At 65.4% G+C, this 17,892-nt stretch carries 15 protein-coding genes and 2 tRNA genes; 10 read left to right on the top strand and 7 right to left on the bottom strand.

What is annotated here, in order from left to right:
• The first annotated feature begins 98 nt into the window (after positions 1-98).
• The 3 genes from RCJ92_RS07815 (at position 99) to RCJ92_RS07805 (ending at position 3,748) form a co-directional block, all read left to right on the top strand.
• The gene (locus RCJ92_RS07815; RefSeq protein ID WP_446754257.1) at positions 99-3,104 is read left to right on the top strand and encodes a UPF0182 family membrane protein; all 3,006 of its coding nucleotides are present in this window, start codon (positions 99-101) and stop codon (positions 3,102-3,104) included.
• Between the two features lie 66 nt (positions 3,105-3,170).
• Positions 3,171-3,244: transfer RNA gene (locus RCJ92_RS07810), tRNA-Met, on the top strand.
• Between the two features lie 430 nt (positions 3,245-3,674).
• Positions 3,675-3,748: transfer RNA gene (locus RCJ92_RS07805), tRNA-Met, on the top strand.
• 160 nt (positions 3,749-3,908) lie between these two features.
• Here the strand turns inward: RCJ92_RS07805 and RCJ92_RS07800 are convergent.
• The gene (locus tag RCJ92_RS07800; RefSeq protein ID WP_138177481.1) at positions 3,909-4,640 is read right to left on the bottom strand and encodes a PspA/IM30 family protein; all 732 of its coding nucleotides are present in this window, start codon (positions 4,638-4,640) and stop codon (positions 3,909-3,911) included.
• A gap of 78 nt (positions 4,641-4,718) precedes the next feature.
• A complete protein-coding gene (locus RCJ92_RS07795; protein WP_360028778.1) occupies positions 4,719-6,770 on the bottom strand; it encodes a TPM domain-containing protein in 2,052 nt (683 codons plus the stop codon).
• Positions 6,771-7,009: 239 nt separating this feature from the next.
• Between RCJ92_RS07795 and RCJ92_RS07790 the strand changes: the two genes are divergently transcribed.
• The 4 genes from RCJ92_RS07790 (at position 7,010) to RCJ92_RS07775 (ending at position 11,315) form a co-directional block, all read left to right on the top strand.
• A complete protein-coding gene (locus RCJ92_RS07790) occupies positions 7,010-8,485 on the top strand; it encodes a S1C family serine protease (RefSeq protein ID WP_138926499.1) in 1,476 nt (491 codons plus the stop codon).
• Positions 8,486-8,784: 299 nt separating this feature from the next.
• Positions 8,785-9,606: an electron transfer flavoprotein subunit beta/FixA family protein gene (locus tag RCJ92_RS07785; protein ID WP_175419387.1), complete on the top strand. Its 822-nt coding sequence runs from the start codon at positions 8,785-8,787 to the stop codon at positions 9,604-9,606.
• Positions 9,607-9,618: 12 nt separating this feature from the next.
• A complete protein-coding gene (locus RCJ92_RS07780; RefSeq protein ID WP_138177487.1) occupies positions 9,619-10,557 on the top strand; it encodes an electron transfer flavoprotein subunit alpha/FixB family protein in 939 nt (312 codons plus the stop codon).
• Entirely contained in the window at positions 10,554-11,315 is a 762-nt protein-coding gene (locus RCJ92_RS07775; RefSeq protein ID WP_138177489.1) for a PIG-L deacetylase family protein, read from the top strand. The genes RCJ92_RS07780 and RCJ92_RS07775 overlap by 4 nt, the downstream gene beginning before the upstream one ends.
• A gap of 103 nt (positions 11,316-11,418) precedes the next feature.
• On the opposite strand, the gene RCJ92_RS07770 is transcribed toward RCJ92_RS07775, so the two are convergent.
• The 3 genes from RCJ92_RS07770 to RCJ92_RS07760 form a co-directional block, all read right to left on the bottom strand.
• The gene (locus RCJ92_RS07770; protein ID WP_138177490.1) at positions 11,419-12,000 is read right to left on the bottom strand and encodes an anti-sigma factor domain-containing protein; all 582 of its coding nucleotides are present in this window, start codon (positions 11,998-12,000) and stop codon (positions 11,419-11,421) included.
• Positions 12,001-12,131: 131 nt separating this feature from the next.
• Positions 12,132-12,593 carry a tRNA (cytidine(34)-2'-O)-methyltransferase gene (locus RCJ92_RS07765; RefSeq protein ID WP_346921831.1) on the bottom strand — a complete coding sequence of 154 codons (462 nt, stop codon included), beginning with the start codon at positions 12,591-12,593 and terminating at the stop codon, positions 12,132-12,134.
• Between the two features lie 61 nt (positions 12,594-12,654).
• Positions 12,655-13,557 (bottom strand): J domain-containing protein, encoded by a 903-nt coding sequence (locus tag RCJ92_RS07760; RefSeq protein ID WP_446754256.1) that lies wholly within the window; start codon positions 13,555-13,557, stop codon positions 12,655-12,657.
• A gap of 121 nt (positions 13,558-13,678) precedes the next feature.
• Between RCJ92_RS07760 and RCJ92_RS07755 the strand changes: the two genes are divergently transcribed.
• Complete coding sequence (locus RCJ92_RS07755; protein ID WP_446754255.1) at positions 13,679-14,596, top strand: diacylglycerol/lipid kinase family protein; 918 nt, start codon at positions 13,679-13,681, stop codon at positions 14,594-14,596.
• Here the strand turns inward: RCJ92_RS07755 and RCJ92_RS07750 are convergent.
• Both RCJ92_RS07750 and folP read right to left on the bottom strand, forming a co-directional pair.
• Positions 14,541-15,308 (bottom strand): dihydrofolate reductase family protein, encoded by a 768-nt coding sequence (locus RCJ92_RS07750; protein ID WP_446754254.1) that lies wholly within the window; start codon positions 15,306-15,308, stop codon positions 14,541-14,543. The genes RCJ92_RS07755 and RCJ92_RS07750 overlap by 56 nt on opposite strands.
• Positions 15,309-15,319: 11 nt before the next feature.
• Entirely contained in the window at positions 15,320-16,243 is a 924-nt protein-coding gene (gene folP, locus RCJ92_RS07745) for a dihydropteroate synthase (protein ID WP_138926492.1), read from the bottom strand.
• 134 nt (positions 16,244-16,377) lie between these two features.
• Between folP and RCJ92_RS07740 the strand changes: the two genes are divergently transcribed.
• Entirely contained in the window at positions 16,378-17,196 is an 819-nt protein-coding gene (locus RCJ92_RS07740; protein ID WP_446754253.1) for a hypothetical protein, read from the top strand.
• A gap of 27 nt (positions 17,197-17,223) precedes the next feature.
• Positions 17,224-17,892, top strand: a 669-nt coding sequence (locus tag RCJ92_RS07735; RefSeq protein WP_446754252.1) for a cysteine desulfurase family protein, incomplete at its 3' end; no start/stop codon positions are given.

Here is a 17,892-nt window from a genome sequence, read left to right as displayed (position 1 = left end):
GCTAGCCAAACCCCCGCAGACCAGATACCAATGTAAGTAAATACACGCGTCTCGGCACGAACTTTGCTCACCGGGACCTTGAGTGTGAGGAAAAAATAGTGTCATTCGGACCTGACAGTCCATTCGGAGGGCCCCCGCGGGGATCCGATGAACCCAAGCGCCCACCGAACCCGCCGAATCGGAAAACCTCGCCGCTGACGTTGACGATTTTCGCGGTGGGTATCCTCGTCGCGCTGTTCGTCTTCTTCTCGAACTTCTACGCCGACATCCTCTGGTTCAACCAGCTGGGATACTCGGAGGTGTATTGGACCGAGAAGATCGCCAAGGTGGTCATCTTCATCGTTGCCGCCGCCCTCATGGCCGTGCCGATGTGGCTGTCCATGCGCAGCGCCTACAAGCACCGCCCGGTGTACGCGCCCAGCTCAAACCGCCCGGACATGATGTCCCGCTACCAGGCGCAGCTGGAGCCGATCCGCCGCTTCTTGATGATCGGCATCCCCGTGGTGATCGGTGTGTTCTCCGGAATCGCGGTGGCCGGCCAGTGGCAGACCATCCTGCTGTTCATGAACCAGCAGGAGTTCGGCACCACCGACCCGCAGTTCAACCTGGACATCAGCTTCTTCGTGTTCACCCTGCCGTTCATCGGACTGATCAACGGGTTCCTGATTTCGGTGGTCCTGCTCGGCGGGGTGGCCGGGCTGCTGACCCACTACCTCTACGGCGGGATCCGCATCGAGGAACGCGGGGGAGTGACCATCGGCAAGGCCGCCCGGGTGCACACCGCCGTCGTCGTGGCCGTCTTCCTGGTGCTGCAGGGCGTGAACTACTGGATTGGCCAGTACGAGACGCTCACCGACCAGTCCGGCCGCGTGGCCGGTGCCCTGTACAAGGACGTGCACGCGGTCATCCCGGCGCGGATGATCCTGGCGATCATCGCCGTGCTGATTGCCATCACCTTCATCATTGCCGCCTTCACCGGGCGTTGGCGCCTGCCGCTGATCGGCACCGCGATGCTGGTGGTGACCATGATCGTGGCCGGGGGCATCTACCCGTTCCTGGTCCAGGAATACCAGGTGCAGCCTTCGCAGAAGTCCCTGGAACGCGAATACATTGACCGCAACATCAAGATGACGCGGGAGGCCTATGGCCTGCAGGATGTGGAGGTGACCCCGTATGAGGCGAAGGTGACCGCCGAATCCGGTGCGCTGGCCGCCGAGAAGGCGACCACCACCAACATCCGCCTGTTGGATCCGAACCTGGTTTCCGCGGCGTTCGCCCAGCTGCAGCAGTTCCGCAGCTACTACGCGTTCCCCACGAACCTGAACGTTGATCGCTACGAGATCGACGGCAAGACCGAGGACACGGTCATCGCCGCCCGTGAGATCACCGTGGACCCGAACGATTCGTGGATCAACCAGCACATCACCTACACCCACGGCTACGGCCTGGTGGCAGCCTACGGCAACCGCGTGGCCGCCGGCGGACGCCCGGACTTCATGCTCGGGGGCGTGCCGACCAGCGGTGAGCTGGCCAGCGATGAAAGCTACGAACCGCGGATCTACTTTGGTGAGCGGTCCCCGGACTACTCGATTGTCGGTGGCCCGGAGGACTGGCAGCCGCGTGAACTGGACCGCCCCAGCACCGGCTCCGAGGGTGAGGACGTGCGCTACACCTTCGAGGGCGACGGCGGGCCGAACATCGGCAACTTCTTCAACCGCCTGGTGTACTCGCTGAAGTTCGCGTCCACCGACCTGCTGCTCTCGGATGCGGTGAACGCCGAATCCCAGATCATCTACGACCGCAACCCGCGCGAACGCGTGAGCAAGGTCGCCCCGTACCTGACCCTGGATTCGAACGCCTACCCGGCGATCATCGACGGTCGGGTGAAGTGGATCGTGGATGGCTACACCACCTCCAACGCCTACCCGTACTCGCAGCAGCAGCAGCTGGAATCGGCGGTGACCGATTCGTTGACCAACGCCTCGGAATTCGACCGGCTCTCGGGCCGGGTGAACTACATCCGCAACTCGGTCAAGGCCACCGTGGACGCCTATGACGGTTCGGTGGACCTGTACGCCTGGGATGACCAGGAGCCGATGCTCAAGGCCTGGCAGCAGATTTTCCCGACCTCGGTCAAGCCGATGTCGGAGATGTCCGGCGAACTGATCGAGCACGTGCGCTACCCGGAGGACATGTTCAAGGTGCAGCGTGAGGTGCTGACCACCTATCACGTGACCAACCCGGACACGTTCTACGAGGCCAACGACGCCTGGGCCGTGCCCAGCGATCCGACGGCCAGTAGCGGGGACGTGAAGCAGCCTCCGTACTACATGTCGTTGAAGATGCCGACCCAGGACGATGCGACGTTCTCGTTGACCACCACGTTCATCCCGGCCGCTTCGCGCAACGGGCAGCAGCGCAACGTGCTGTTCGGTTTCCTCTCCGCCAACGCTGACGCCGGCGGGGAAGCGGGCGTGAAGAACGAGGACTACGGCAAGCTGCGGCTGCTGGAGCTGCCGCGCGACACCGCGGTCCCCGGCCCCGGCCAGGCACAGCAGAACTTCGACACGAACACCCGGGTCACCACCCAGCTGAACCTGCTGCGTCAGGGTGCCTCCGAGGTCAAGGGCGGCAACCTGCTCTCGCTGCCGGTGGGCGGCGGTGTGCTCTACGTGCAGCCGGTCTACGTGCAGTCTTCGGGCCAGACCAGCTTCCCAACCCTGCGCAAGGTCCTGGTGGCCTTCGGTGACGAGGTCGGGTTCGCTGACACCCTGGGCGAAGCCCTGGATGAGATCTTCGGAGGCGACTCCGGAGCGGTGACCCAGGAGCATGATGGCGCCGACCCGGGCGACTCGCCGGATGATGAGCAGCCCAAGGCCCCGGAGCAGACCGACTCGGAGAAGCTGACCCAGGCGCTGAAGGACGCGAACGAAGCCATCAAGCGCGGCCAGCAGGCCCTGTCCGATGGTGACTTCGGTGCTTATGGCGAAGCCCAGAAGGCCTTGGAGGACGCCCTGAGCCGGGCGCTGGAGGCCGATGGGACCGAGGCCCCGGCCCCGGAGGAAAGCGGCGCTCCGACCGAGCAGCCGCAGGACGGGAACTAGTCCCGGCCAGCCCCAGGCAGCCCGATTTGCATTCCGCTCCGCGATGATGAAGAATAGTCTAGTCATCGCGGGGTGGAGCAGTTCGGTAGCTCGCCGGGCTCATAACCCGGAGGTCGAAGGTTCAAATCCTTCCCCCGCCACATAAGACAAAAAGGTGGAAACAATTCGTTTCCACCTTTTTGCATGTCCGGACGATTTGATGCCCTCCAACCCGGGCCGTGTCGCAAGGGGCGCAGGAATGGCCCGGTGGCCCTAAAGCTTCCCAACGCCGGACGGCGGTAGGCGCTATGGCCGCTTCAGGGCTCACCGCGCGGTCCGGATGAGACGTTGTGTCCAGCAAGGCCTGCCGGCTCATTTACGGGATCGCAAGGGGCGTGCACGACTTCGGGGACAGTGGTTCCGGCAGCCCCCGCGTTGGCGGGGGCTGGATTCTCTGACAGGCATCATTCAACAGTGGCGGCATAATCCAACCAAGTCGTCCCGGGCAGGGCGGGAAAGCCTCCGGTGACGAAGGTCACCGGTCCAGGATTAGCCATGGAGTTCAAGGATTGGTAATGTTGTATTTACCGACGCGGGGTGGAGCAGTTCGGTAGCTCGCCGGGCTCATAACCCGGAGGTCGAAGGTTCAAATCCTTCCCCCGCCACGAGATAAGAGGAGATTCGAAAGGATCTCCTCTTTTGCTTTATCCGGCGCAATCGCTTGGCCGGTTTCCGGGCCTGGCGCGCAGCCTCAAGCGGACCAGATAAACCCGTGGCCGCCACCAGAACGGTGACGGCCACGGATGCTGTTGCTGCCTACAGGTACTAGTTCTCCAGGGCGCCGGTCTGCTTGGACTTCAGCGCCGCGAGACGAGCCTCAATTTCGGTCTGCTCTCCCAGATCCTCCAGCTGCTCGAACTGGGAGTCCAGGCTGGAAGAAGCCAGTTCGGAGGCGCCGCGGACCCGTGCCTCCTCGCGGCGAACCTTTTCCTCGAAGCGGCTGATCTCGCTGGTGGCGTCCATGATGTTCACGGACTTGACCGCTTCGTTGATCTGGTTCTGGGCGGCAGCGGCCTTCGAACGGGCCGTCAGCTCGTCCCGCTTGGAAACCAGTTCGGTGCGCTTGCTCTTCATCTGCTCCAGGCCGGTCTTCAGCTTCTCAACAATTTCACGTTGTGAAGCGATGGTCGGCTGCGCGCTCTTCATTTCGCTTTCGGCCTGCATCTGGCGCTGGATGGCCACCTTGGCCAGGTTGTCGAACTTCGCGGCGTTGGCGTCCTCCCCGGAGGTGCGGAAGTCCTCGGCCTTGTTCGAGGCGGCCAGGGCCTTGGTGCCCCACTCGCTGGCGGCCTGCTCGTCCTCCCGGTAGTCGTCTTCCAGCATCCGCAGGTTGCCGATGGTCTGGGCCACGGCCTGTTCGGCCTCGGCGATGTTGTTCGTGTAGTCGCGGATCATCTGATCCATCATCTTCTGCGGATCCTCGGCTGAATCGATCATGGCGTTGATGTTCGCCTTGGCCAGCTGGGCAACGCGGCCAAAAATGGACTGCTTGGTCATGATGTGAACCTTCCTATTGGTTGTAAAACAATGGTGAATCTGAACAACAGGGTCAAACCGGTAATGACGCCAGGGAAGTTAGAAGCTGCCACCTCCACCGCTGAAGCCGCCGCCCCCGCCGCCGAAGCCGCCGCCTCCACCGCCGAAGCCGCCGCCCCCGCCGCCGAAGCCGCCAAATCCTCCGCCGCCAAAGAAGCCGCCGTCGGAATGGCCGCCGGAGGAACGTCCCCCGTGCAGGATCGAATCAATCAGGATGCCGCCGAGCACGGCCCCGCCCAATCCGTCGAACGGACCGCGTCGTCCCTGGCCGTAACCGCCATAGCCGCCCGGGCCTCCGAAGCTATCAACATCGCTCTCGGCCATGCGCGCGGCCTCCTCAGCCAGGCGAATGGCCCGCTGGGCGGTGGCCAGGGCCTGGATGGGATCCGAGCCGGAGAGCCGCACCGCATCCTCATGGCAGCGCCGCGCTTCGGCCAGGCGAGTGCGGGCCGAGGAACGCACCCCGCCGCGGCGGGCCCGAATGTAGTCATCGGTGCCGTTGATCCGCGATTCGGCGGTGCGCAGCACCGACTGCAGCTGGGAGCGGGCGTGACGTTCCTGCTCATCCTTCTCACGCAGGGTTCCCAGCTCATTGCTCAACGCCTGTCCCGCCTCGTCCAGGGCTGCGATCAGGGCCAAGGGGTTGGGCTTGCCCTGCCGCATGGAACGCTTAACGGATTCCAGGGCAGTTTCCAGGGCTGCTATCGGGGCGGCCAACCGCTGTCCGCCCTGCGCGCCCATGAGCGCTTTGGCCTGGGACAGCTCCTGCTCGGCCTCGGCCACTGCCGCCCGCAGATCCGCCTCGGCGTTGGTCAGCGCCTCGTTGGACTTGGCAATCGCATCCAGCAGGCCGGTGGCCTGATCGTGGGCTTCCTCCGCGTTTTGCACCAGCACCGCGGCCTGGGAACGTTCGCCGTTCTGGATCGCGGTCCGGGCCTGGTTCAGCGCCGAGCGGATGAAGCTGATGCGCTCGGAGGTCTGCGAGGCATTATCCAAGACCTGGGAGGTGGCTTCCGGGGCGTAGCGCTGGGAGAGGTCCTCAAGCAGGGCAACGCTCTGGGACAACCGCTGATTCAACGGCTCCAGTCCTGCCTCCAGCTCGGAGATGTGGCTCTCCGCATTGGTTTCCAGCTTACGCAGGGACTTGAAGTCCGCGGCATGGGCTTCCAGGCTCGAATTGACCTCCTGGCATCTGCGGATGATCTCGTTGAGCCACGAACGCTGGTCTTCTTCGGTGTCCGGGATCTCGTCATCCAGCTGCTGCTGCAGCTTGAAGGACTCGCGCAGGTGCTCCTTGGCCTTGGACAGGTCCTGGGTAAACGTGGCAATCGCCGCGGAGCCGTACTGCGCCTCGGCGAAACCCAGTTCCTGTTCGGAGGAGCGGATCGAGTCATCGGCCGCCACCAGCAGGTGGTCGGCCTGCTTGCGCAGCTGGTCCAGGGGGATGGCCGGCTGGACCGGCTGGTTGGGCTGGGCCTGACCGCGGCGGACCTGTTTCTTGCTGCGGCGGGACAAGACGAAGTAGCCGATGACGGCCACGCCGGCGAAAACCAGCAGGATCGGCACCAGGGAGAAGCCCGAGCCAGAGGATCCACCGCGCGAGCCGGTGCCCCTGGCGGCATCCTCAATGCCGTTGATGGCACCTTCGGCCGCGGCCAGCCAATCGAGGTTGTTCAGTTCCGGGGCAATGTACTGGGTATAGATTTGCTGACCGGCGCCGCCCAGCGGTCCGCTTTGCGAGGTCAGGAACTGGGCCTGGCGCTGCTCGGTGGCCACCGCCAAAATCGTGTCATTGCTGCCCATGTTCTTGCGCTCGGCCACGTCGGCGGCCCATTGCTGCGGATCCTGCGGATTGCTGAATTGATCGACGAACACCACGAACAGGCTCACCCCGGTCTCGGAGCGCAGCTTGGAGATCTCCTCCTCCAGCTCGTTGGCTTCACCGCCGCCCAGCACCCCGGAGTTGTCCACCACGAAGCTGCCCGGAGGAATATCCACCGGGGATTCGGCATGAGTGGGCAGCGCCAGAGCAAACAACATGGCCACGGCGGTCACGACCGCCGCCAGTAGTCCCCGTGCGGTACGTCGCATTTTCGTCCTTACTCAGATCTGCATGCGGATATGAGTTACACAATACCCGTGCCCGTTCGGCGAATTCAGGACCGTGCCACGAATTTTCGTGATTCCATAGGGTAAGACCGGTAAAGCCCGGGTTGGCCGTGTTGACTTGCGCCGAACTCACAGCGGCTGCTCAGTTTCTCCCGCTTAAGGCCACAGTTCGCATCGGAATAATAATTACCAAGAGATCGAAGAGAACTAGAGAGGCAACCATGAGCCAGTCACCGAGTGATCCCAGGGAACCGGGCCAGGGCGGGGACCACGAACCGCGCGTGGGCCAGCCGGCACACAACGCCGGGGAACCGGTGACCCCGCAGGATGCCAACCAGCCAAACCCGCGCTCGGCAGCCGGCTCCCAGCACGACAGCGGAGCGCCCACCACCCAATACCCCACGGCCAGCCACTACTACTCGGCCGCTGACCAGCAGCACTCCGCGGCCGGGCAGAACCCGTATGGGCAGGGGGACTTCCACCCGCACCAGTCGCCGCAGGCTCCCGAGCGCAAGCCGCGCAAGCGCTATGCCGGGACCACCCTGATCTCCGGCATGGTCGCCGCCGCCCTGATCGGCGGGGTCACCGCCGCCGGGACCACCTACCTGATCAACCCCAACTCCAGCGGCACCGCCCAGGTGCAAAGTCCGCAGGACGGCGTGGTCATCAACAACCCGGAAACGGTCACCACCGCCACCGCCGCGGCCGCCAAGGCCGCGCCCAGCGTGGTGACGATCGAGGCTTCCGGCAACGGTTCGGCCGGCTCGGGTTCTGGCATCGTGCTGGATGATCAGGGGCACATCCTGACCAATACCCACGTGGTGACCCTGGGCGGGGCCACCGGCAATCCGCAGCTGAATGTGCGACTGAACAACGGCAAGGTGTATTCCGCGGAGCTGGTGGGCACCGACCCGATGTCGGACCTGGCGGTCATCAAGATTGACGCCGAGGGCCTGGTTCCAGCGACTCTGGGCGAGTCGAGCAGCCTGAACGTCGGGGACACCGCCGTGGCCATCGGCGCACCTCTGGGACTGAGCGGCACCGTCACTGACGGGATCATCTCCACGTTGAACCGCACGATCTCCGTGGCCTCCTCCGCAGTGCCGGAACAGCCCAGCGACGGCGGGGGCGATAGTGAGTTCAACTTCGAATTCCCCGGCGCACCGCAGCAGAAGAACAACTCGGGCTCCATCTACATCAATGTCATGCAGACCGATGCGGCGATCAACCACGGAAACTCCGGTGGCGCCCTGGTCAATGCGAAGGGCGAGATCATCGGGGTCAACGTCGCCATCGCCTCCTCGGGGGACGAAGACTCGGGGTCCATTGGCGTGGGCTTCGCAATCCCCATCGACTACGCCAAGCGCATCTCCAGCGAACTGATTGAGAACGGCTCGGCCACCCACGGGCTGCTGGGCGCCACTGTCCAGGCCGCCGCGGCACGCACCGGGCAGCAAAGCTCCGGGTTCAGCACCGGGGCGAAGATCGTGGACATCAGCTCCGGTTCGGCCGCCGCGGAAGCGGGGCTGAAGTCGGGGGATGTGATTACCGGTGTCAACGACCGTCCCATCCAGGATTCACAGACCTTGACCGCGGCCATCCGTGAGGTTCCGGCCAAGGGCCAGGCGAAGATCACCTACATCAGGGACGGGCAAACCAAAGACGTGGAGGTCACGGTCGGCACCCTGGAGGACTAGAACCCAGCAGGCACTGCTTCACACTTCGCCCTCCTATGGGGCGAAGTGTGAAGCAGTGTTGAAGAAGTTGACGAAGATCCCGGCCGGCCGCGCAGCGATGCGCGGCGGGGGAAGCAGAATGTGAACCGGCAATGAGGCCACGGCGGTACGTGTTACGACATGCAAGGACATGCGTCACGTACCGCCGTTGGATTTTTCAAAAGGTTCTGGCGTATTGCCGGTGCGCCGATACGATAAGGGTGGAAGAGATCCTTCCACGGTCTTTACGACAGCGAAGACACTTTGCATGAAAGGCGAGAATGAGCGACGCGAGTAGCACGCCACTGAACATCTTGGTACTGGTCAAACACGTACCGGATGCTCAGTTTGACCGTCACATCGACCTGGACACCCTGCGCATCGACCGCAGCGAGTCAATCCTTTCCGAGCTGGATGAATACGCCGTGGAGGCGGCCCTGGCGATCGCCGAGGACCGCGGCGGGCCCAAGGCAGGCAACCAAGTCATTGCGGCCACCATGGGAGGACCCAAGGCGGTGGCTTCAGTGAAGAAGGCCCTGCAGATGGGCGCCACCAGCGGACTGCACCTGAACGACGAGGCCCTGGCCGGCTCCGACGCCGTGGCCACCGCCAAGGCCCTGGCCGCGCTGATCAAGTATGCCGGGGACATCGACCTGGTGGTCACCGGCATGGCCTCCACCGACGCCGAAACCGGCATCGTTCCGGCTCAGCTGGCAGAACTGCTGGGCTTCGCTGCCCTGACCAACGCCTCGAACGTGGACTTCGATTCGGCGGCCGGGACGCTGAGCATCACCCGCGATCACGGCGCCGATTCCCTGACGCTGCGTGGCTCGCTACCGGCCGTGCTGTCGGTGACCGACCAGGCCAATGAGCCGCGCTACCCGAACTTCCGCGGCATCATGGCGGCCAAGAAGAAGAAGGTGGAAGAGGTCAGCGCCGCCGACCTGGGGCTGGACGCGTCCAGCGTTGGCCCAGCCGGTTCGCCCACCCGTGTGCTCTCGGCCAACGCCCGCCCGGCGCGCGGGGCCGGTACCGTCATCACGGACAACGGCCAGGCCGGAATCGCGCTGGTCGACTACCTGGCCGAACAGAAGCTGATCTAAGGACTGAACCACATGACTTCCGCATTAGTATTCTTTGACGCCCTGGGCCAAGAACCAACCAAGGCCCAGCGCGAACTGCTGACCCTGGCCACCCGTTTCTCCCCTGCCACCGTGGCGGTGGTGGGTGAGGTTTCGGCCCCGGCCCTTGAGGTTCTTGCTGGCTACGGGATCACCAGCGTCCTGCAGGCCCCGGCCGCTGACTCCTTCCAGGACCACGAGGTGGCCGCCCTTGAAGCCGCAATCAGCTCGGTGAACCCCGAGCTGGTGCTGCTGGCCAACGACAGCTTCAACCGCGAGGTCGCCGCCCGTGCCGCCATCCGCTGCAACGGCGGGGTGATCACCGACGCCGTGGATGTGGCCGGTGACGGCACCGTGACCAAGGACGAACTGGCCGGCTCATACACCACCCAGGCCAATGCCGCCTCCGGTGTGCTGCTGGTCACCGTGAAGCCCAACAGCATTGAGGACGCCCCCGCCGGCGCCGGGCAGCAGCCGCAGGTGCAGGACCTGCAGGTCGCGGCCGCCAACAGTGCAGTACAGGTTGTCGAGCGCCAGGCGAAGGTTTCCACCGGACGCCCGGCCCTGTCCGAGGCACGCATCGTGGTGGCCGGCGGGCGCGGCGTCGATGGCGACTTCGCACCGATCGAGGAACTGGCCGACGCGTTGGGCGCGGCGGTGGGTGCCTCGCGTGCCGCCACCGATGCCGGCTGGATCGACCACGACTACCAGGTGGGGCAGACCGGCACCACTGTCTCCCCGCAGCTGTACATTTCGGTGGGCATCTCCGGGGCCATCCAGCAGAAGGCCGGGATGCAGACCAGCAAGTACATTGTGGCGGTGAACAAGGACGAAGACGCGCCAATCTTTGAGATCGCCGACTTCGGGATCATTGGTGACCTGCGCCAGGTGCTGCCGCAGGCCGCCGAGGAGATTCGCCGCCGCAAGTCATGATCGATACCCTGCCATTTATTCAACCATCCACCGCCCGCGTGCTGGCCTTTGCCGCGCACCCGGACGACCTGGACTTCGGGGCCGCCGGCACCGTCTCCGCCTTGACCTCCGCCGGGGTGCAGGTGGAATACTGCATCATGACCGACGGGGACGCCGGCGGCTTTGATGACCGGGACCCACAGGAAACCGCCCGGCTGCGCCACCTGGAACAGCGCGAGGCCGCAGCCAAGGTGGGCGTGCAAACGGTGCACTTCCTGGGCGAACGCGACGGCTTCTTGGAGCCGAACCAGCGGGTGATCCGCGAAGTGGTCCGGCTGATCCGCCAGGTGCGTCCGAACATTGTCATGGCCATGCACCCGGAACGGGCGTGGGACCGCCTGCAGCGTTCACACCCGGACCACCTGGCCTGTGGTGAGGCGGTGACCCGGGCCATCTATCCGGCGGTGGAGAACCCGTTCAGCTTCCCGGAGCTGATCACCGAGCAGGGCCTGGAAGCCTACAAGGTTCCCTGGCTGTGGCTCTACGGGGCGCCGAAGGAACGGGAAAACGCGTTCGTGGACATCACCGAGCACTTCGGACGCAAAATGGAGGCGCTGCGTTCGCACTTCACCCAGCACCCGGATGTTGGAGCCATGGAGAAGTTCGTCGAACAACAGTGTCGGGAGAACGCGGTGCGCGGCGGGCTGGAGCAGGCCCGGCACGCCGAGAGCTTCCACGCGGTGGCGGTGAACGCCGATGACACGATTGCCGGGTTCTAGCCGCACCGGCTTGAACTGCGGCCGCGCAAACGGCCCGGCATGACGAAGGTCCGTGAACCCCAGCGGGGATTCACGGACCTTCGTTGCTGCTCGTGGACGGACGCTAGGCGTCGTCGCCGTTGGTGGTGCCGTCTTCCTGCGGCGCGTTGGGATCCAGGGGCAGATCCACCGAGGCCTCGGATTCGCTGGTTGGCGTTTCCGGGGTGGGCGTGGTCTCGACGGTGACCAGGATGGAAGCCAGGGCCGGCTTGTCCTTCACCCCGGCCTGATCTGCGCTCTTGGCGGTTTCCAACAGCACCATCGTGTTGCCCTCGTCATCGATGCCCCACACCACGTAGCGCTCGGACTCATCCAGGGCCGGTAGACCCGAGAGTTCCACGGCGACCGCCCGATCGGATTCGGAGGTGGTCACCGTCGCCTTGCCGCCGCTGCGCAGTTCCAGGGTGTTGGACACCGAGTCCTTGGCCTTCAGCGCGGAGGTGTCGTTCGTCGCCCCGGAGTTCAGCAGGGAGAACAGCACCAGGGCCAGGACCGCCAACACCACGACACCCACCACGGCAAAGATCCAGCCGCGTGGTTTATGGGACTTCTCGGCCCGGGAGGTGCTGGCAAGTTCGTCAACGATTCCCAGTCCCAGGTCGTCATCGTGCTGTTCGTTGCGGCGCTGATCGAAGCTACCGTTCATGGTGATGGAGTCTCCCGAGAGTTTCGTCGGTTGTGTCTGGTCCAGCCGGAATTCCGCTGCACCGCGTTAACTGAGCCTACTGCACAAAGTTGTTATCAACCTGTGACTGAAGGGTGTCGAGGCTGAATGTCCTATACTGTGGCGAAACCGTGCTGCCGCCATGCCTCAAACAACACAATGGAGGCGCAGTTGGCCAGGTTCATGGACCGGCGCGCCGGCAGCATTGGCAGGCGCACCAGGTCGTTGACCCGCGGGTGGGACTTGTCCTGCGCGGAGAGCCCGACCGACTCCTTGCCGAAGAGCAGGATGTCGGTGGGGCGGTAGTCGATATCGGTGTAGAGGGTCGTTCCCTCACTGGTGTAGGCGAAAACCCGGCCCTCACCCAACGCCTGGAATGCGGCATCCAAATCCTCATGGATGCTCATCACCGCCAGGTCATGGTAATCCAACCCGGCACGGCGCAGTTTCGCGTCATCAAAGTCAAAACCCAGTGGTTTGACCAGGTGCAGCTCGGCGCCGGTTACCGCGGCGAGACGAATGGCATTACCGGTGTTGCCCGGAATTTCGGGGGCGTTAAACAGGATTCGAAACACTCACCCAATTGTAGTGCTTCAGACCCTGCGCAGCGGTGATTTGTGGGCATGGATCTGGTGCTCAGTACATGCCGGCCAATAGACGCGCCAGAGTGGGACGATCCACCAGGTTGGGCTGCGGGCCGGAGCCCAGGAACAGTTTCAGCTCGCGCACCAGCCCTGCGGCGTTCAGCACGTTGGGGGAGGCGGCCAACGCCGGGGCGCCCTTGCGGCCGTATTCAATGACCGGCTCATGGGGATTGTCCCGTCCGGTGAGCACCAGCGTGTAGGGCACCACGTTCAGGTTCATGAAGGCGCGCTGCAGACCGGAGATCTGCAGGGCCGGGGGCTGGGTCATGCGATTGCCGTGGCGCAGGACCTGCCCGTCAAACATGTAGTACCCTTCGGGCAGGGTCATGGTGCCAATGACCGCCATCCGGTACCCGGCCAACAGCACGTGGTCATAGTGTCCGCCGCCGGGGGAGTGCACTCCATTGATCAGCCGCGCCGCGGGCAGCACCGACAGGACGTTGCGCTCAAGCAGCGAAATGGTGGCTGCCTCCCGTTCAAGCCGCGAGCGGGAGGTGAACAGCCCCCGCTTGCGCGGCTCGCCGTGGACCTGGCGGCGCGAGAGCTGGGCGGAAAGGTCGGTAAAACCGGTATCCTCCAGCGGCGGAACGTACTGCACCTGCATCTGCGCCTTGGGCTGGGTGGAGGTGCGCACGCGCTCGTCAAAGGGACGTGAGCCGGTGCCGGCGGATCCAGTGGAGCGGGTGTCGGGGGCCTGGAAGGAGCGGTCATAGCGCGAACGGTCCGCCTCATCCGAGAGCAGCTGGTAGGCCCGCTGCACGGCACGGAACCGTTCGGCGGAGCCGCCCAGGTCCGGGTGGGACTCGCGGGCGGCCTTGCGGTAAGCCATCTTGATCTCGGCCTGGGAGGCGGTGCGCGCAATGCCAAGGACTTCATAGGGACTTGGCGAGCTCATGGTCAGGAGCAAGTCCTTTCAACGATGTGGGGCAGGGCGCGAGTGAAGCTGCGGTGTAACAAGCATAAATGCCCCCGGCGCTTTTCCGCCCACCGCCCGCCCATGGGTAGGCTGTGAGGCTATGAACACCCCGCGCGGGTATCACCGCGTTTCCATTGTCTTCCACCCCGCCTCCGGCCACGGCCGCGGCCTGTCCCGGGCGCGGGCGCTGCACGCCACCCTGCAGGACGCCGAACGGAACCCGCAGCTGGTGGACACCTCGCAGGTGCCGCGCAGTGAACTGCCCAGCCGGCTGCGCGGCAGTGACGCCGTGGTCATTGTGGGAGGTGACGGGCTGGTGCACTCCTGCCTGCCCGCACTGATCGACCTGGGCATCCCGATGGGGATTCTTCCGGCCGGCAGCGGCAACGACGCGTGGCGGATGGGCCGGTCCTCCTCGGTGCACTCCACCCGGGAGGCGATCCTTGGGTTCCTGGCCGGTCACGGCAGGATCCGCACCAGCGACGTGTTGGAGGTCAGCTTCGCCAACGAGCCGCAGCGCACGCGCTTCGTGCTTGGGGCGGTCTCCTGCGGTTTTGAAGCGCAGGTCAACGAGGCGGCCAACGCCCTGCCGCGCTGGCTGGGAGCCACCCGCTACGGGTTGGCGCTGCTGCTGTGCCTGCCTCGGATCAAACCCCGGCAGCTGAGCATCAGCGCCGACGGGTTCTCCTTCCACGGCGGAGTGTACCTGGCCAGCCTGGCCAACATCCGCACCCTGGGCGGCGGCATCGGTCTGTTTCCCGCAGCCCGGGACGATGACGGGCGCATGGACGCCATGATAGTCACCGCCGCCCCGCTGTACCGGGTGCTGCCCCGGATCGTGCAGATCCTCACCGGGCGTGAACACCGCTACCGGCGTGCCGGGGTGTTCAGCACCGCCCGGGTGGAATTTGCCGGAACCAGCTACGGGGACGGGGAGCAGCTGGGCACCGGGGACTTCAGGGTTACGGTGCGTCCGGGGTGTCTGTCGCTGATGGACGTGAGCGCCGGTATTCGGTGAGCAGCATCCCTTCCTCGTGCAGCACAGAATGCAGCTGCAGCGCCTGGGGGTGTTCCCCGGTGCCGGAGGCAATGCGCGCCCCCTGCCCGCCAATGAGCTGCGGGCTGATGCTCAGACACAGTGAATCAACCATCTGCTGGTCGATGAACTGGCCAAAGATCGTGGGACCGCCTTCGGCGTGGATGCACTCCAGGCCCCGTTCGGTCAGTTCGTGGACCACGTGCGTGGCGCTGATCAGCCCATTGAACTGTGGGACCTGGATCAGCTGGACATGCTGCGGGTAGTGCCGGGCGGTCTGCGGGTCCACGTTCACGGCGGTGAACAGCAGGATCGGGGCCGGGCTGTTGCGCACCACCGCGGAGGTGGGGGAGATGTTCAGCCCGTTGCTCAAGATCGCCAGCACCGGGTGGCGGCCAAGGCCGTTGGCCTCGCGCCAAATCTGGGATTCGGGGTCCACCAGCGGTCCGTCATACCCTTCGGCGCGCACGGTTCCGGCCCCCACCAACACCACCGAGGCCTGCCGGCGCAGCAACTTGAACAGGCGCTGGTCGGCCGCACTGCCCAAGGAGGCCGAGACCCCGCCGACCTGGGCGCTGCCGTCCAGGCTGGAGACAAAGTTGAACCGGACATAGGGCCGGCGATCGATGGCGTAGCGCTCCAGCAGCTGGTTGTCGCTCAGTTCGGGCGTGGGTTCCGGGAAGATTCCGTGCATGCAGATAGCTCCTAGTTGCGGCTGTGTTCGGGGTGGGCCGGGGGATTGATGTCCGACATGTTGTGGACCTGGTAGGCCGGCGCGCGCCAACCGGCGGCCGCTTCGATCAGGTGCACGGTCTGCACCGCCTCGGGAACATTGTGCATCCTGATGATCCGCGCCCCTCCCATGATGCACATGGTGGCCGAGACCATCGAACCGACCATCCGCTCCGATTTGGGCAGGTTGAGGGTTTCGCCGATGAAGTCCTTGTTCGACACCGCGGCCAGCGCCGGGTAGCCGAGCTCGGCGATGGGGGAGAAGTTGCCGGTCAGCTCCAGGGTATGGCGGGTGTTCTTGTTCAGGTCATGCCCCGGGTCAATGATCAGCTTCTGCTCACCGATCCCGGCCTGCACCGCCAGCTCGACCTTGCGCGCCAGGTAGTCTCGCACCTCACCGACCACGTCCGCATAATGCGGGCGCGGGTACACCGTACGCGGCTTGGCCAGTGAATGGGTAAGCACCAGGTGGGCGCCGCTGTCCGCCACGACCTGGGCCATGCCGGGTTGTGACAGGCCCGTGGTGTCGTTGATGACATCGGCCCCGGCCTCGATCGCGGCCTGCGCCACCTGCGGCAGGAACGTATCCGCGGAGATCAGCACATCGCTGCGCTCACGTACTGCCCGGATTACCGGAACCACGCGTTCGGCCTCCTCCTGCCAGGACAGTGCCGGGCCGGGGGAGAAGGGCACCCCGCCAATATCCACCCAATCCGCCCCGTCCTGCACGGCCTGCATCGCCGCGGCGATGGCCTGATCCAATCCGAAGGTTGACCCGGCGTCAAAGAAGGAATCCGGGGTGCGGTTCACGACCGCCATCACCGCGATGCGCTGCGAAAAATCGATGCTCCGGTGCGAAAAATCGTGTACGGGGTATTTCAGATCCGGCAGGAACATCGCTATCTAAACCCTTACTGCAGATTTTTCGGGGACAACTCTCACTTAATACATACCACTGAACCCCCAGCCGGAACCGGTGCCCCGAGCCGGCGGCCCCACAGCCGTCGCCGCGCAAACAGTAGGCTGGTGACATGGACATGCCACATCTTCCCGCCCAGACCGGGACCTGGATCCGCCAGGCCATCGACAGCGCCGCCCCCGGGACCATCGCCGCCCAGGTCCCCGCAGGCTATGCCGCCTACGCCCGAATCCTGCACCCGGCCATGGACGAGGACGGGGCCCCGGTCAGCTGGGGCAGCATCGCGGCCCTGCGCGGGCACCGGTTGCAGGGCGCCGACCTGTTCGAGGACGTCTCCGGGCTGGACGAGCACGGCGACCCGCAGCAGGAGGACGCCTGGGTGGACGGGGACGTACCGGCCTACGAACTGCCCATCGACCAGTGGGGCGCCCTGGTGGAGCTGTTGTCCCGGCACACTGAACCAGGACCCGCCGCAGCCCCCTATGTGGCCGGGCTGTGGGGCGGGTACGCCTTCATCGAGGGAGGCGAACGCATCCAGATCGACTTCGAGCCGGACCCCAACGCCGACGCGGAACACAACCGCCAGGCCCATGCGCGGGCGCTCGCCGAGGCCCAGCGCCCGGGACTGCCCGCAGCGGTCCGCACCGCGCCCCGCCTGGATTTGGGCGGCGGCTACCGCAACTACCTGCTCTTCGCCCTCAACAGGGCGCAGCTGGCCAACCCGCTGTGGGCGAGCACCACCGCCGGAGAGCAGCGCCAGCGTCCCTCCCTGGCCTTCCCCCACGACCATTCCTGGATGCTGTCCACCGAACCCTACGATGACTCCACCATCCTCGGCGGCAGCCGGGCACTGATCGATGCGGTGCTGGGCAGCGACGCGCTGGAGGCGCTGGAGGTAGGAGAACTCACACGAATCGGCCATTCAGCCTAGGGGCGGCGAACTCGTACCATTGAAGGGATGAACACTTCGGCCGTATACCTGGATCACGCCGCGACGACGCAGCTGAGCGGTGCCGCCCTGCAGGCGGTCACCGCCCAGTTCGCGCGCACCGGCAACCCTTCCTCCCTGCACGGGGCCGGGCGCGCCGCGAACCGGGTGGTGGATGAGGCCCGCCAGCAGATCGCCCGGGCAGCCGGCGCCCACCCGTCCGAGGTGATCTTCACCTCCGGTGGCACCGAGTCGGACAACCTGGCCCTGAAGGGGCTGTACTGGAACCGGGTGGCCGCCAACCCGCAGGCCACCAAGATCCTGCTCTCGGGCATTGAACACCACGCGGTGCTGGATACCGCCGAGTGGCTGGCCGCCCACGAGGGCGCCGAGCTGGTGTGGATGCCAGTGGACCGGGACGGCGTGCTGGATTTGCCCGCCGCCACCGCCCTGCTGGATGAGCACCACGAACGGATCGCCCTGGCGACCCTGATGTGGGCGAACAACGAGGTCGGGGCCGTGCAGCCGGTGACCGAACTGGCGCGGCACGCCGCCGGCTACCAGATCCCGGTACACACCGACGCAGTCCAGGCCTTCACGGCCGTGGCCACCGACTTCGCCGCCAGCCAGGTGGCCACCATGGCCATCAGCGCCCACAAGATCGGCGGGCCGGTGGGCATTGGCGCGCTGCTGGTGCGC

This window comes from Glutamicibacter sp. BSL13 (assembly GCF_052928425.1).
This window is presented reverse-complemented; position numbering and strand designations above follow the sequence as displayed.

What these genes read in the sequence shown, in the direction of transcription:
- RCJ92_RS07800 (WP_138177481.1), bottom strand. Translation starts at nt 4,640, where the DNA reads ATGACCAAGCAGTCCATTTTTGGCCGCGTTGCCCAGCTGGCCAAGGCG.
- RCJ92_RS07795 (WP_360028778.1), bottom strand. Translation starts at nt 6,770, where the DNA reads ATGCGACGTACCGCACGGGGACTACTGGCGGCGGTCGTGACCGCCGTG.
- RCJ92_RS07790 (WP_138926499.1), top strand. Translation starts at nt 7,010, where the DNA reads ATGAGCCAGTCACCGAGTGATCCCAGGGAACCGGGCCAGGGCGGGGAC.
- RCJ92_RS07785 (WP_175419387.1), top strand. Translation starts at nt 8,785, where the DNA reads ATGAGCGACGCGAGTAGCACGCCACTGAACATCTTGGTACTGGTCAAA.
- RCJ92_RS07780 (WP_138177487.1), top strand. Translation starts at nt 9,619, where the DNA reads ATGACTTCCGCATTAGTATTCTTTGACGCCCTGGGCCAAGAACCAACC.
- RCJ92_RS07775 (WP_138177489.1), top strand. Translation starts at nt 10,554, where the DNA reads ATGATCGATACCCTGCCATTTATTCAACCATCCACCGCCCGCGTGCTG.
- RCJ92_RS07770 (WP_138177490.1), bottom strand. Translation starts at nt 12,000, where the DNA reads ATGAACGGTAGCTTCGATCAGCGCCGCAACGAACAGCACGATGACGAC.
- RCJ92_RS07760 (WP_446754256.1), bottom strand. Translation starts at nt 13,557, where the DNA reads ATGAGCTCGCCAAGTCCCTATGAAGTCCTTGGCATTGCGCGCACCGCC.
- RCJ92_RS07755 (WP_446754255.1), top strand. Translation starts at nt 13,679, where the DNA reads ATGAACACCCCGCGCGGGTATCACCGCGTTTCCATTGTCTTCCACCCC.
- RCJ92_RS07750 (WP_446754254.1), bottom strand. Translation starts at nt 15,308, where the DNA reads ATGCACGGAATCTTCCCGGAACCCACGCCCGAACTGAGCGACAACCAG.
- folP (WP_138926492.1), bottom strand. Translation starts at nt 16,243, where the DNA reads ATGTTCCTGCCGGATCTGAAATACCCCGTACACGATTTTTCGCACCGG.
- RCJ92_RS07740 (WP_446754253.1), top strand. Translation starts at nt 16,378, where the DNA reads ATGGACATGCCACATCTTCCCGCCCAGACCGGGACCTGGATCCGCCAG.